The 14,230-nt window shown below is 62.4% G+C and carries 12 protein-coding genes; all 12 read left to right on the top strand.

Annotated elements, in window-relative coordinates; translation table 11 throughout:
- Positions 1 to 123 precede the first annotated feature (123 nt).
- The 12 genes from rfbF to IAE33_RS16665 are packed head-to-tail and all read left to right on the top strand — an operon-like array spanning position 124 to position 14,213.
- Positions 124 to 894 (top strand): glucose-1-phosphate cytidylyltransferase, encoded by a 771-nt coding sequence (gene rfbF / locus IAE33_RS16720; RefSeq protein ID WP_060481428.1) that lies wholly within the window; start codon positions 124 to 126, stop codon positions 892 to 894.
- Positions 885 to 1,952 (top strand): CDP-glucose 4,6-dehydratase, encoded by a 1,068-nt coding sequence (rfbG, locus tag IAE33_RS16715; RefSeq protein WP_201164328.1) that lies wholly within the window; start codon positions 885 to 887, stop codon positions 1,950 to 1,952. The genes rfbF and rfbG overlap by 10 nt, the downstream gene beginning before the upstream one ends.
- Positions 1,945 to 3,270, top strand: coding sequence for a lipopolysaccharide biosynthesis protein RfbH (gene rfbH, locus IAE33_RS16710; protein ID WP_201164327.1), 1,326 nt, complete (start codon positions 1,945 to 1,947; stop codon positions 3,268 to 3,270). Before rfbG ends, rfbH begins: the two co-directional genes overlap by 8 nt.
- On the top strand, positions 3,270 to 4,799 hold the full coding sequence (locus IAE33_RS16705; protein ID WP_201164326.1) for an N-acetylneuraminate synthase family protein: 1,530 nt from the start codon (positions 3,270 to 3,272) through the stop codon (positions 4,797 to 4,799). Before rfbH ends, IAE33_RS16705 begins: the two co-directional genes overlap by 1 nt.
- A 1-nt stretch (position 4,800) precedes the next feature.
- Positions 4,801 to 6,627, top strand: a complete 1,827-nt coding sequence (locus IAE33_RS24805; protein ID WP_201164325.1) for a thiamine pyrophosphate-binding protein — start codon at positions 4,801 to 4,803, stop codon at positions 6,625 to 6,627.
- Entirely contained in the window at positions 6,627 to 7,259 is a 633-nt protein-coding gene (locus tag IAE33_RS16695) for an HAD family hydrolase (protein WP_201164324.1), read from the top strand. The genes IAE33_RS24805 and IAE33_RS16695 overlap by 1 nt, the downstream gene beginning before the upstream one ends.
- Positions 7,259 to 8,293 carry a class I SAM-dependent methyltransferase gene (locus tag IAE33_RS16690; RefSeq protein WP_236406776.1) on the top strand — a complete coding sequence of 345 codons (1,035 nt, stop codon included), beginning with the start codon at positions 7,259 to 7,261 and terminating at the stop codon, positions 8,291 to 8,293. The genes IAE33_RS16695 and IAE33_RS16690 overlap by 1 nt, the downstream gene beginning before the upstream one ends.
- Positions 8,280 to 9,323 carry an NAD-dependent epimerase/dehydratase family protein gene (locus IAE33_RS16685; protein WP_201164323.1) on the top strand — a complete coding sequence of 348 codons (1,044 nt, stop codon included), beginning with the start codon at positions 8,280 to 8,282 and terminating at the stop codon, positions 9,321 to 9,323. The genes IAE33_RS16690 and IAE33_RS16685 overlap by 14 nt, the downstream gene beginning before the upstream one ends.
- Positions 9,320 to 10,675: a polysaccharide pyruvyl transferase family protein gene (locus IAE33_RS16680; protein WP_201164322.1), complete on the top strand. Its 1,356-nt coding sequence runs from the start codon at positions 9,320 to 9,322 to the stop codon at positions 10,673 to 10,675. Before IAE33_RS16685 ends, IAE33_RS16680 begins: the two co-directional genes overlap by 4 nt.
- An 18-nt stretch (positions 10,676 to 10,693) precedes the next feature.
- Complete coding sequence (locus IAE33_RS16675) at positions 10,694 to 11,863, top strand: class I SAM-dependent methyltransferase (RefSeq protein WP_236406772.1); 1,170 nt, start codon at positions 10,694 to 10,696, stop codon at positions 11,861 to 11,863.
- On the top strand, positions 11,860 to 12,807 hold the full coding sequence (locus IAE33_RS16670) for an FkbM family methyltransferase (protein ID WP_201164321.1): 948 nt from the start codon (positions 11,860 to 11,862) through the stop codon (positions 12,805 to 12,807). The genes IAE33_RS16675 and IAE33_RS16670 overlap by 4 nt, the downstream gene beginning before the upstream one ends.
- Positions 12,804 to 14,213, top strand: a complete 1,410-nt coding sequence (locus tag IAE33_RS16665; protein WP_201164320.1) for a glycosyltransferase family 2 protein — start codon at positions 12,804 to 12,806, stop codon at positions 14,211 to 14,213. Before IAE33_RS16670 ends, IAE33_RS16665 begins: the two co-directional genes overlap by 4 nt.
- Positions 14,214 to 14,230 lie beyond the last annotated feature (17 nt).

Here is a 14,230-nt window from a genome sequence, read left to right as displayed (position 1 = left end):
CTCCAATTCCCCAAAATCCGCCCGCCCACCCACCAACCCGGCATGTGTTTTGCTATTGCCTAGCATCCAGTGCCAGGGGTCGGTTTTTTGTCACCCCTCCGACCAATGCGGACGAAAAGTACAATGAAAGCAGTCATTCTGGCCGGTGGGCTGGGCACACGCATCAGCGAAGAATCCCACCTGCGACCCAAGCCGATGATCGAGATAGGCGGCAAGCCAATCATCTGGCACATCATGAAGATCTACTCCCACTACGGCATCAACGACTTCATCATCTGCCTGGGTTACAAGGGCTACGTGATCAAGGAGTACTTTGCCAACTACTTCCTGCACATGTCGGACGTCACCTTCGACATGGCCGAAAACCGCATGGACATCCATAACCGCCACGCCGAGCCCTGGCGGGTAACGCTGGTCGACACCGGCGAATACACCGCTACCGGTGGCCGGCTGAAGCGGGTGCGCGACTACGTTGGCGATGAAACCTTCTGCCTGACCTACGGTGACGGCGTTTCGGACGTGGATATTCCGCGCCTGATCGACTTCCACCGCCAGCACGGCAAGATGGCCACCGTCACCGCCGTGCAGCCGCCGGGGCGCTATGGCGCGCTGGACGTGCAGGGTGACCAGGTACGCGGTTTTCAGGAAAAGCCCGCAGGCGATGGCGGCTGGATCAACGGTGGCTTCTTCGTGCTGGAGCCGGCCGTATTGGACTACATAGACGGTGATGCCACCACCTGGGAGGACGCGCCCATGCGCCGCCTGGCCGAGGACGGCCAACTCATGAGCCACCTGCACCGGGGGTTCTGGCAACCCATGGATACCCTGCGTGACCGCAACCTGCTCGAGGCTCACTGGAAAAACGGCGAGGCAGCGTGGCAGCTATGGCGTTGACCCCGGCATTCTGGGCGGGCCGCCGGGTGCTGCTCACCGGCCATACCGGCTTCAAGGGCGGTTGGCTGGCAGTGTGGCTGCGCCAGCTGGGCGCTGACGTGCGTGGCTTCGCCTTGCCCGCAGCCACCACGCCTTCGCTGTGGCAGGTGGCGCAATTGCAGCAGCACGTGGCCGGTGACTTTGGCGACATCCGCGATGGCTCGGCCTTGGCGGGCGCCGTGCAGGCGTTCCAGCCCGAACTGGTGCTGCACCTGGCAGCCCAGCCGCTGGTACGCGAGGCCTACCGTACACCCGTCGATACCTACGCCACCAACGTCATGGGCACGCTCAACCTGCTGGAAGCGGTGCGCGCTACACCTTCAGTGCGCGCCGTGTTGGTGGTGACCACCGACAAATGCTACGACAACCGCGAGTGGCCCTGGCCATACCGTGAACAGGACGCCCTGGGCGGCTTCGACCCCTACAGCAGCAGCAAGGCCTGTGTCGAACTGCTGTGCGCCAGTTACCGCGACTCGTTTCTGCGCACGGCCGGCGTGGCCCTGGCCACGGCGCGGGCGGGCAACGTGCTGGGTGGCGGTGACTGGTCTGCCGAACGCCTGTTGCCGGACATCTTCCGCGCCTGGCAGAGCGGAGAAGAAGTGGTTCTGCGCTACCCAGGCGCTACGCGCCCCTGGCAGCACGTGCTCGACCCGCTGATGGGCTACCTGCAACTGGCCCAAAGCCTGCTCACCGAGGGCGACCGGCACGCCGGCGCCTGGAACTTCGGCCCGGACACCGCTGGGCTGGCCAGCGTGGGTGACATCGTCAGCCGCCTTGCCCGGCACTGGCCCGGCGAAGCCCGCTGGTCGGTGGCGGCCGATGCCCAGCCCCACGAGGCAGGGCTGCTGGCCCTGGATTCCAGCAAAGCGCGGCAGTTGCTGGGCTGGGCGCCACGCTGGTCGCTGGACCACACCCTCAAGCAGACCCTGGCCTGGCACCTGGCATGGTGTGCGGGGCGTGACATGAACATTGTTACCCGCGAGCAGATCGCGGCTCATCAAGGCGAAACCCATGAGTGACAGCACGGCGCAGCAGTTGCGCCAACAGATTGCCGAGCTGGTCGGCCGCTATGCCGACCTGCAGATGGCGCCCAAACCCTTTGTCGCGGGCCAGAGCAATGTGCCGCCCTCGGGCAAGGTCATCGGCGCGGGCGAACTGCAGGCCATGACCGAAGCGGTACTGGACGGGTGGCTTACCACGGGCCGCTTCAACGAGGCGTTCGAGAAGCGCCTGGCCAAATACCTCGGGCGGCGCTGCGTACTCACCACCAACTCCGGCTCTTCGGCCAACCTGCTGGCGTTCTCGGCCCTGACCTCGCCGCGGCTGGGTGATCGGGCGATCAAGCCTGGCGATGAAGTGATCGGCGTTGCGGCCGGTTTCCCGACCACGGTCAACCCGATCCTGCAGTTTGGCGCGGTACCGGTGTTCGTCGATGTGCAGATGGGCACCTACAACATCGACCCGGCACTGATCGAGGCTGCCATCGGCCCGAAGACCAAGGCCATCATGCTGGCCCACACCCTCGGCAACCCATTCGACCTGGGCGTGGTCCGCGCCTTGTGCGACAAGTACGGCCTGTGGCTGATCGAAGACTGCTGCGATGCCTTGGGCTCCACCTACGAAGGGCGCATGGTCGGCACCTTTGGCGATATCGGTACCCTCAGCTTCTACCCGGCGCATCACATCACCATGGGCGAGGGTGGGGCGGTATTCACGGAGTCGCCGCTGCTCAAGCGCATCATCGAATCGTTCCGCGACTGGGGCCGTGACTGCTATTGCGCGCCGGGGGAGGACAACACCTGCAGCAAGCGCTTCTGCTGGCAGCTGGGTGACCTGCCACAAGGTTACGACCACAAGTACACCTACTCGCACCTGGGCTACAACCTGAAGATCACCGACATGCAGGCCGCCTGCGCCCTGGCGCAGATGGACCGTGTGGACGGGTTCGTCGCCGCACGCAAACGCAACTTCGCCTGGCTGAGCGAGCGCCTGGCCGGTTGTTCCGACCAGTTGATCCTGCCCCAGGCCACGCCCGGCAGCGACCCGTCGTGGTTCGGCTACCCCATCACCCTGCGCGATGGTGCTGAAGGCCGCCGCGTGGAGCTGGTGCGCTACCTGGACGCCCAGGGCGTCGGCACACGCCTGCTGTTCGCCGGCAACCTCACCCGCCAGCCCTACATGCAGGGGTTGCGGTACCGGGTGGCGGGTGAGCTGGCAGTCACCGACAAGATCATGAACGACACGTTCTGGATCGGCCTGTGGCCGGGCTTGAGCGATGGTCACCTGGAACACGCGGCCAGTCACATCGAAGCCTGGCTCAATCGAGGAACACACTGATGAGCACAGCCCCTGCCGCCACCGCCGGTACTTTGTTCGACAAACCCCTGTTCATCCTGGAGATGGCCAACAATCACATGGGCGACGTGGCCCATGGTGTGGCGCTGATTCGGGCATTTGCCGCCGTTTGCAAGGATTTCCCGTTCCGTTTTGCCTTCAAGCTGCAATACCGCGACCTGGACACCTTCATTCACCCGTCGATGCGTGGCCGCGATGATGTGAAATACATCAAGCGCTTCAGCGAGACGCGGTTATCCCGCGAGCAGTTCGATGCCCTGGTCGCGGAAATTCGTGAGCATGGGTTTCTCTGCCTGTCCACGCCGTTCGATGAAGCGTCAGTCGATGTGATCGAAGCCCAGCAGCTTGATGCAATCAAGGTTGCAAGCTGCTCGATGAGCGACTGGCCGCTGCTGGAGCGCGTGGTGCAGACCGGGCACCCACTGATTGTGTCAACCGCAGGTTCCACCCTGGAGGAGCTAGACCGGCTGGTCAGCTTCCTTACCCACCGGCAGAAGAGCTTCGCCATCCTGCACTGCGTGGGCGAATACCCGACGCCTGATGCCAACATGCACCTGTCGCAGGTGGACTTTCTGCGCCGCCGCTACCCCGGTGTGCGCGTAGGTTTCTCCACCCACGAGAACCCGGACAACACCGACATCGTCAAGATAGCGCTGGCCAAGGGCGCCCGGGTCTTCGAGAAGCATGTCGGGCTGCCGACCGAGCACTATCCGATCAACGCCTATTCCGCGAGCCCCGAGCAGGTCCGGCGCTGGCTGGAAGCGGCCCAATATGCCCTGTTGCTGTGTGGTGAAGGCGAGCAGCGCCTGCCGGTAAACGAGAGTGAACGCGCCAGCCTGCGGTCCCTGCGTCGGGGCGTGTTCGCTCGCCGGCCCATCGCAGCGGGTGAGGTGGTGCAGGCTGACGATGTGTATTTCGCCTTTCCACCGCAAGACGGCCAGTTCACGGCCAACGACTGGTCGAAGTACAGCACCTTCACCGCCCAGGCGGACATCCCCGAACACGCTGCCCTGAGCCCGGACAACAGCAACCAGCGTGATGTGCGGGGCAAGGTCTGGGCCATCGTCCAGCAGGTGCGGGCGCAGCTCAGTGGCAGCCACGTCGTGGTGCCAGGGCGTGTCGACCTGGAGATCTCCCACCACTATGGCCTGGACCGCTTCGACGAGACTGGGCTGGCCATGCTCACGGTGGTCAACCGCGGCTACTGCAAGAAACTGCTGATGCTGCTGCCGGGCCAGCGGCACCCGGAGCAATACCACAAGCGCAAGGAAGAAACCTTCCACGTTCTGCACGGCGAGCTGACGCTGGAGTTGGATGGCGTGACGCGGGTCTGCCGCCCCGGTGACGTGGTTACCGTGGAGCCGGGTGTACGCCATGCCTTCCACAGCCAGGAAGGGGCGATCATCGAAGAATTGTCTTCTACCCATTTCAGCAATGATTCGTTCTATACCGACGAAGCGATCAATGCCGATCGCGACCGTAAAACCCTCTTGAGCTATTGGATGGACTGACGTGCCGACTCCTTATCGTGTTGCCGACTACATCGCTGATTTCATCGCAGGACTTGGGGTGCAGCATGTCTTCCTGTTGCCGGGCGGCGGTGCCATGCACCTCAATGACGCGGTCGGCAAACACCCCGACCTGGACGTAGTGGCCTGCCATCATGAGCAGGCCGCTGCGATCGCTGCCGAAGCCTATTGCCGGATCAACGAAAATATCGGTGTGGCGATGGTGACCACAGGCCCTGGCGCCACCAACGCGGTGACGGCCGTGGCAGGTGCCTGGATCGAGTCGGTACCGTTGCTGGTCATATCCGGGCAGGTCAAGCGTGCCGACCTGCTGCGCGGTGCGCCGTTGCGCCAGAAAGGCGTACAGGAAGTCGACATCGTCAGTGTGGTCGAGCCGATCACCAAATATGCCATCACCGTACAGCAGCCGGAGGACATTCGCCGGGAGCTGGAGCGGGCCGTCTTCCTGGCCCGGGACGGCCGTGCCGGGCCGGTGTGGATCGACGTGCCCCTGGACGTGCAAGGTGCGCCAATCGATGCCGCCAACCTGGCCGGCTTCGACGAGCAGGCAGCAGTGGTCGAGGCCCTCGACCCGGCTACCCTCGCGCAGGTTCGCAGCTTGCTCGAAGGTGCCGAGCGGCCGTTGATTCTTGCGGGCCATGGGGTTCGCCTGAGTGGCGGTGCAGCAGCGTTCCGCGACTTGATCGAGAGCATCGGCGTGCCCTTGGTCACCACCTGGAATGCCATGGATCTGCTGCCTTACGAGCATCCTCTTTATGTGGGCCGCCCCGGCGTAGTGGCGCTGCGTGCGCCCAACTTCGCTGTACAGAACGCCGACCTGCTGATCACCATTGGTTGCCGCCTGGATAACATCATCACCGCCTATGCTCCACGCGATTTTGCACGTCATGCACGCAAGGTGGTGGTCGATGTGGATGCCAACGAGATCGCCAAGCTGGACATGGCCATTGATGTTGCGGTCAACAGTGATGCTGCCGGTTTCATCGAGGCGCTGGCAGCATCGCTGCAAGGTGCATCGTTCAGTCGCCCGCAGTGGTTGTCGCGTTGCCGCGACTGGAAGGCCCGTTACGGCGTCAATGATGGCAAGCCATTCCCTGACAGGGGGCCGATCAGCCACTTCCAGTTTGCCGACGCGCTGTCCAATGCCGTACCGCAAAACACGCTCGTCAGCACAGGCAGTTCCGGCCTGGCGGTTGAAGTGTTCTACACCGTTTTCCGCAACCGTGCAGGGCAGCGGGTGTTTCTGACCTCGGGCCTCGGCGCCATGGGTTATGGCCTGCCGGCGGCAATTGGTGCCTGCTTCGCCAATGGCTGCAAACCGATGGTGGCGGTGGAAAGTGATGGCAGCCTGCAACTGAACATCCAGGAATTGGCCACAATGCGCGGCTTCAACCTGCCCATCTGCCTGGTGGTGATGAACAACGGCGGTTACGCCTCGATCCGCAATACCCAGCGTAACTATTTCGAGGGCCGTTATGTGGGCACTGGGCCCGAAGCAGGGTTGTGGATGCCGGACCTGCAAGAACTCGCCCAGGCCTATCACTTGCCGTTCAAGCGCATCAGTGATGTTGCCGAGCTGGAGCAAGGCCTGGCCGAGGCGCTGCAAGTACCTCGGCCAATGATCGTCGAGGTGCTGTTGATGAAGGATGAGGCATTGAGCCCGAAGGTGGCGGCGATTCCCCAGGCCGACGGCTCAATGACGTCCATGCCGTTGGAGGACATGAGCCCGTTGCTGCCGCTGGCGGTACTGGAAAAAGAAATGGCAGGCAACCTCGCGCAGGTGTCGCGCCGAGTTCGGCAGGGGGAATGATGAAACGTCACATCCTGTTCGACTTTGATGGCACCCTGGTGGACTCTGCGCCGGCCATTCTCGGCTGTTTTTCCCGCGTGCTCCAGGTGCATGGCCAGCAGGCTGTGTGCCCGGTGGACGACAGCCTTATCGGGCCACCGCTGCGCCAGACGCTTGCGACCCTGAGCGGCAGCTCCGACAACGCGCTGCTCGACGCCATGAGCGCCACATTCAAGACCCTGTACGACGCAGAGGCATGCCTGGAAACTGCCGCCTACGCCGGTTGCCAGGCGGTTATCGAGCAGTTGCACGCCCAGGGTTTCAACCTGTGCATCGCCACCAACAAACGCCTGTTGCCAACCCAGCGCATTCTTGCGGCACTCGGCTGGGAGGGGCTATTCAGCAAGGTGTTCGCCAGCGATTCCTACCCAGGTCGCTATCAGGACAAGACCGGCATGATTGCCGCTTTGCTCGAAGAGGCAGGTATCGCTGCCGAGCAAGCGATCTACATCGGCGATACGTCGGCAGATGGCCGTGCAGCGGCGGGCAACGGCGTGGAGTTCTGGCCTGTGGCGTGGGGTTATGGCCACTTCGCCAGCAGCGAGCAACCCTTGCGTTCGCCGCAGCAGATGCTGGAGCGCCTGGTCCCCTGATGAATACCTCCAGCACCGCCAGCCAATGCCCCTGCTGCATGACCGCCGCAGTGTTGCTGCCCAGCCCGGCCTATACGCGCTGTCGCTGCTGCGGGCACCGTTGGCGGTTGCCGACGGAGGGGCTTGGCTACTACGAAACCCTGATTGCCCGTAACGACCTGAACACCCCGTGGTTCAAGCGCAAGATGCGCGAGCGCGTTGTTGCTGTGTCCGGGCTGCTGGAAACCGGCAGTGAGCGCGTGCTCGAAATCGGCTGTGCCGAAGGCGAACTGGGGCGTGAGATAAAGGCGCGCTGTGCTGTCACCTATGATGGGGTAGAGCTGTCCCAGGACCGGTTGCTGGCTGCGCAGCAGTTGGACACCGTGTTCAGCACGCCGGCCAGCCAGGTTCAGGCGGCCCCGTATGACCTTATCGTTTCATTCCATGTGCTTGAGCACATCCTGCGACCGGAACAGGAGGTAGCGGCCTGGGCCAGGCTGCTGAGCGGGCAAGGGCGTGTGCTGGTAGAGGTGCCGAACCAGGCCGGGCACCCACTGCTGGCCAGTGATTGCAACCCCGAGCATCTGCACCAGTTCACCCCGGCGTCCCTGGCCCTGCTGCTGGCCCGCTGCGGGTTTGCCTGCCAAGCCCTGTCGGCAGGGCATTACGAATCGCCGGTGTACTCCGATTCGCTGCGGCTTGTCGCGCACCTCGAACCTGCCGCAGACCAACGCCAACAGTTTTTGCTGCAGCGCTTCGAGCAACGCACAGGTGGCCCGTTCCTGGTGTATGGCATCGGGGGTGACTACCTCAACTACATCGCTCCCCTGGCGGAGTCGCTGCATATCCGAGCTTTGCTCGACTCTTCAGCTGCTAAATGGGGGCAGCGTTTCGGTAAGCACGTGGTCACCGGCTACGACCCGCAGCAGCATGCCAACTTGCCTGTCGTCATCTGTTCGATTCGTTTCGCCACGGACATTCGGCAGCATTTGCTGAGTGTCGGCATTGCCGCGCAGCGCATCATCGGCCTGGACAGCATCTATGAAGACGCCTGATCGTATTCTCGCGCAGGACCTGACCGGCCTGCTGAGTGCCTCGTTGCCGTGGGAAGCGCTGTATGGCCGGCATGTGCTGGTCACTGGCGCGTCAGGGTTTATTGGCGGCCATGTGGTCGAAGCGCTGGTCTGGCTCAACCGCCATCACCCACAGGCGAACCTGCGCCTGTATGCGCTGGCCCGCGACCTGCAGAAGTTGCAAAGGCGTATGCCGTGGGTAGACATCCCCGGTGAAGTGACGCCGCTGATCCAGGATGTGACGCAACCGTGCCAACCGGCGGCACCCCTTGATTTCATCATTCATGCCGCCAGCCCCGCCAGCCCCCGGGACTATCTGCAACGGCCCGTCGATACGATTCGCGCCAACACTGATGGCACTCGGGCGCTGCTGGAACTTGCCCGGGCCACCCAGGCACGGTTGTTGTTTCTCAGCAGCGGTGCCGTATACGGCGACAATCCAGGGCAGGCCGGGCCGATTGCCGAGGGTGACTTTGGTCATGAAGACCCTCTGTCGCCGCGGGCCTGCTACGGCGAAAGCAAGCGCCTGGCCGAGACACTGTGCCGTGCCTATTACACCCAGTACGGCGTGGACACCCGGATCGCGCGCATCTCCCATTGCTATGGGCCGGGCATGCGGCTGGACGATGGCCGGGCTATTTCTGACCTGCTTGCCGATGTGCTGAACGACCGCGATATCCAGCTTGACTCCGACGGTAGCGCCTCGCGCCCGTTCTGTTATGTGTCCGATACCGTGCTCGGGCTGTTGCATATCCTGCTGCGTGGCGAACCTGGGCATGCCTACAACGTCGGTGAAACCCAGGAAACCAGCATTCTGGCACTGGCCGAGCGCCTGATTGCAGCTGCTGGCAAAACCGGGCGACTGAGCGTGCTGCCCAGGGCCCGCAACGGCCTGGCACCGGCAGCCAGAAGCGCCGGGCACTTCAATATCGACAAGATCCGCGCCTTGGGATGGGCGCCTCTCACCTGCCTGGATGTGGGATTGTCCAGGCTCTGGCAGGCCAATACATGAACGTTGCCGACCCACGACCGACCCTGATCGGTTATCTGCCTCCACCCGGAGGTATCCGCAAGACGGGAGCGAATTACCCGCACCATGCCCAGTTGATCAACATTGGCGATATTGTCTACGCCAATGCCGGCGCGATGCTCACTTCAGGGCGTCATTTCGAGGCCTGGAACTTCGGCATGAGTGCCGAGGAGGTCAACGAAAAGTATGCGAGGGTCATCTTCTTCATCCCGTGCAGGATTGCCCCGGCGCCTTACGATCACGACGGGTACCCCTATGAATACGTCACACGCTTCATCGAGAAGCTGACCATTCCCTTTTTCAGCCTCGGTGAATCCATTCAATCCAGGGAATATCAATATCGCCCTGACTTTCACCGGGCCCTGTCGCCAGCCGTGGTTCGCTACCTGCAGGTCATCGCCGACCGCTCACCGCTGGTAGGCACCCGGGGCCATTACTCTGCCCAGGTGCTCAATGACCTGGGCATCAAGAATGCAGTGCCGCTGGGTTGCCCCTCGCTTTACCTGAATGGCCCCTCGCTCAAGCACTCGCTGCTGAGCGTGCCAGACGCGCCTGCAAAAGTGGCGGTGTGCTACTCGAACTACCAGGGCAATGACCATAGCCGCATCGACGACGTTCTGCGCCTGGCCAGCCAGAACCATTACTACTATGTCGAGCAGGTATTCGGCCTGCTTGCCCAGGTGCTGTACTACCCCGGCAAGATCACTGGAGCGGATGTGTACACCGCTCGACGGCTCTACAAAGACCTGTCGCCATTGCTGGCTTTGCTCAAGCAAGGGCGTGTGCGCTATTTCACCAACTACACCCTGTGGAAAGACTTTCTCGGCTCGATGGATTTCGTCTTCGGCGCCAGGATGCATGGCGTGACGCCAGCGGTGCATGCTGGCAAGCCGGCGGTATTCATTGCCCACGACGCCAGGGTTCGGGAGATGTGCGAGTTCTTCTCATTGCCCTTTGTCGCAGAGCACGACCTGCCCGCAACGATGACAGTCGATTACTTCCTGTCCCGTTGTGACTACACCGCCACGCTGCCGCGTTATCAGCGGGCCTATGCCAGCTTCGTGCAAACGCTGCGTACCGTGGGCCTGGATAGCAACATTGGCGCAGACGGCGCCCTTCTCGATAGTTGGGAGCCCGAGCCGGATGTTCGGGTGGCTCGCGAGGAGCATGCGCCCGGCCCGGCAGCCGAAGAACTGCTCAATCTGGAAGCGCAGCTGGCACTTTGCGCGGGCATTCCAGATGAAGTTTTCGCCAAGCTGGCCCAAGTCAACGCCCTATCACAGCGTTGGTATCTAACCCGCCAGCACCGTCAGGCAAGCGGCACTGAACAATGAAACAGGGTGAAGCGCAACATGAGAACATGTGAAGTCTGTAGTGGGAGCCAGCTGGCGCAGTTGCATCGTCAGCATTTCCTCTTCCCCGGGCTTGCCCAGCCTGTCCATTACGATGTGGTGGCGTGCCAGCATTGCGGTTTTGCCTACGCCAGCGACATACCGGACCAGTCGGCCCTCGATCAGTTCTACCAGAGCGTGGAGCACCACCTGCATACCGAGCTGCCGCCCGGTCTTGCGCGTATCCATGAGCGGTTCTTCCAGTTCGTCGAAACCCATGCTGACCTGGCCGCCGATGCGCGCATTCTCGATATAGGCTCGGGCATGGGCCATTTTCTGGCTCACTTCAAGCACGCAGGCTACCCCCGCCTGCTTGGCATGGAACCCAGCCCTGCGGCTGCCGAGCAGGGGCTGGCCACCTATGGGCTGGAGATCAGAAGCGCGACGGTGGATGCTTTCGTCACATCAGAGCGCTTCCAGCTGATCAGTCTGTGTGGCGTGCTGGAGCACATCGCCGACCTGCGCCGCAGCCTGGACAAGATCGGGGCGCTGTTGGCGGATGAGGGTTATCTGTTCGTTGCTGTTCCAGATGCCGAAACCTTTGGCAAGGCCCTGCCGGCTGAGCCATTTCTGGAGTTCGCGCTGGAACACATCAACTTCTTCAGCGCCGTCAGCCTGGATAACCTGCTGAGCGCCAATGGCTTTGAGAAGGTGACGGTGATTTCCCAGCACAACGATTTCTACGACAACCATTACCTGCTGGCCTTGTACCGCAAGGCAAGCAACGCCCCCACCCCCTGGGCGGCCGATGAGGTCGCAGGCAACAGCCTGCGCCGTTATGTCGAGCTGTCGCAGCAGGTGCTGCGCCCCGTCCAAGTGCTGGCCGAACAACTTCAGGCAAGTGCAGAGCCGGTTGTGATCTGGGGGGCCGGCTCGCTGACCAGTCGACTGCTTTGCGATACACCGCTGGGCAAGGCCAACATCTGCGGCATCGTCGATAGAAACCGCAACCTTCAAGGCAAGCCCCTGCTGGGTGTGACCATCACCGACCCGGCGAGCCTGGCAGGCCAGGCGGACACCACAGTGTTCATTGCCAGTACCACCTACGCTGCGCAAATCCGCAACACGCTCGAGCAGCAGTTTGGCTGGCGTGGCCGCATTCTCAGCCTTGCAACTGGAGCGGGTGAATGACCAAGAGTACGCTTGACCGCTTGCGCAACGCCTATGAATCAGGCACCAGTGCCAAGCAGGATTACATTGAAGCCATCCATGCACAGCATGCCGCGCTGTTCGACTACCCAGCGTTTCTTGCCGGTACTGATGTTGAGTGTGTGCGCCTGCTGCCGGAAGGCGTCTTTGTTCGCTCCCGCTCGCAGCAGATCGAGCTGTTGCTGGACCCAAAGGACCAGCATCTGGTGCCTTGCACGCTGATGAACTTCCGCGCCTACGAAACCCTGGAGACCGAGTTTCTAAAGGCGGTCACCGGTGACCATGCTGTGGTCCTGGACATCGGCGCCAACTGCGGCTGGTACGCACTGGCCTTGGCGCAGCACCGCCCCACCGCGGTTATACATGCGTTCGAGCCCATTGCGCATACGCACGAAATTCTAACGCGCAACATCCAGCACAACGGCCTGTTCAACATCACCCCGCACCAGTTGGCTTTCTCCAACCAGGAGACCACCTTGGAGTTTCTGTATACCCCGGATTGCTCGGGCGCCACTTCGCAGGTGGTGGCAGGGCAGCCGGGTGATCAGGCCAGCCTGCAGAAGCTGGCCTGCCAGGCGACCACGCTCGACCTGTTCTGCGCCCGGAACGGGCTGGCGCCACAGGTCATCAAGTGCGATGTGGAAGGCGCCGAGTTGATGGTGATTCAGGGCGGCGAGCATGTGCTGGCCGAGCACAAGCCGGTGATCCTGATCGAGCTGTTGAGAAAGTGGGCCAAACAGTTCGACTACCATCCCAACGACGTGGTGCAGCGCCTGTTGGCGCTGGGCTACCAGGCCTACACCCTGAGCGAGCGTGGGCTTCATCCTTGCCCCGGCATTGATGAGCAAACCCTGGAGACCAACTTCGTTTTCGTGCATGAACATGCCCGCTGCGAACTTCAGGACAGGGTGCGGTCGCTGACATGAGCCCAGCCATTCCACCGTTGACCGTGGCCCTGCTGACCTACAATCGGTTGCATTATCTCGAGCAGTCCATCGCGGCCATCCTTGACCAGAGCTTCGACGCATTCGAGCTGCTGGTGCTCGACAATGGCAGCAGTGATGGCACCGCACAGTTCGTCCTGGGTTTGCAGGACCCGCGTATCCGCTATGTGAGGAACTCGCGCAATATTTCCACCGTCGAGTTCAACTGCCGTTCGGCCTATCACCTGGCACTGGGCAGACGGGTCATCGTCACCCATGACGACGATGTGATGGAGCACCAGATGCTGGAGCGGCAGATGCGCTTCATGGATGAACACCCGGAGGTCCGGCTCGTGTGGACCCGTGTCAGCGATATCGACCAGGACGGCCAGGCCCTGCTTGCCAGCGATGCTGAGGCCGGGTTGGACCGAGTATTCGCGCCAGGGCAGTTCATCAGCGGTTTCCTCAGGGAGCGGTTGTGGCCAATGCCCAGTGGGGTGATGCTGGAACGGGCGGTATTGCCCAGGTTCTATGCGGTGCATGCGTGCCTGGGTGGTAGCCCTGGTGGCCGCAACACGTTGGAAACGGCGGGTATCGAAGATGTGCTGATGCCGGCGCGCATCAACCGCCGGCATGCCGTGGGTTACCTGGACGAGCCGCTGCTGCGCCGTCGCGTACATACCAGGCAGTTCTCCCACGTGGCGAGCCTGTCGTTGCCGGGGGTGCACCTTTATCGAGAACTTGGACGTATCGCCAGGGGTGTACCGGGCCTTGAAGCACAGATACTGCAGTGCGATGCACACACGGCGCGGTTCACTGTTCAGGAAGCCGTCACGACTCAGTCGGCCCGGGTCGTCAGCAAGGCGCTGCTGGCCAAGCTGCAAAAATTGGCTGTAGGCCTACAGGCCAGCGTGGCCCGCGCACCGGATGCCTTTTTGGCCGGGCTGCCGGTGTTTTTGCTGGCCCAGCTCCTGTTTCCCGGCCGTTATGGCTGCGGGCTTGACGCGCTGTCGGCCGCATCCCACCCTCAGGCCACGCAGTGCTTGCTGGCGTGGGCGCAAAGCAGGGTTGTGAACCCTGGGGCGAGCATCATGACGGGGCTGGAAGGGCGCAGAGTCATTATTTTCGGCAGCGCTTTCGTTGCTGCCCTGTTGATCCTCGACGCCGAAAAAAGTGGTAACCAGGTGGTCGCCTGCATCGATTCCAATGCCAATCGTCAGGGCCAGAAGATGCTGGGCGTGCCTATGCACCCTCTGAGCTGGATGGCCGAGCATGTGCAAGGTGACGATGTGGTGATCATCAGCTCGGAACGTGACCATGAACATTATCTGGAAGCGCTGATTCGTCAGCATGTGCGGCCGTCGACAACTGTGCTGAGCTGGAAAGCACTGACCGGGTCACACGGCTGAGCACCCGCCAGCCGTGT

Origin of the sequence: Pseudomonas sp. S60 (assembly GCF_016647865.1) — a bacterium.
Lineage (GTDB): Bacteria > Pseudomonadota > Gammaproteobacteria > Pseudomonadales > Pseudomonadaceae > Aquipseudomonas > Aquipseudomonas parafulva.
The sequence above is the reverse complement of the archived record's forward strand: the minus strand, read 5'-3'. Positions and strand labels throughout refer to the sequence as shown.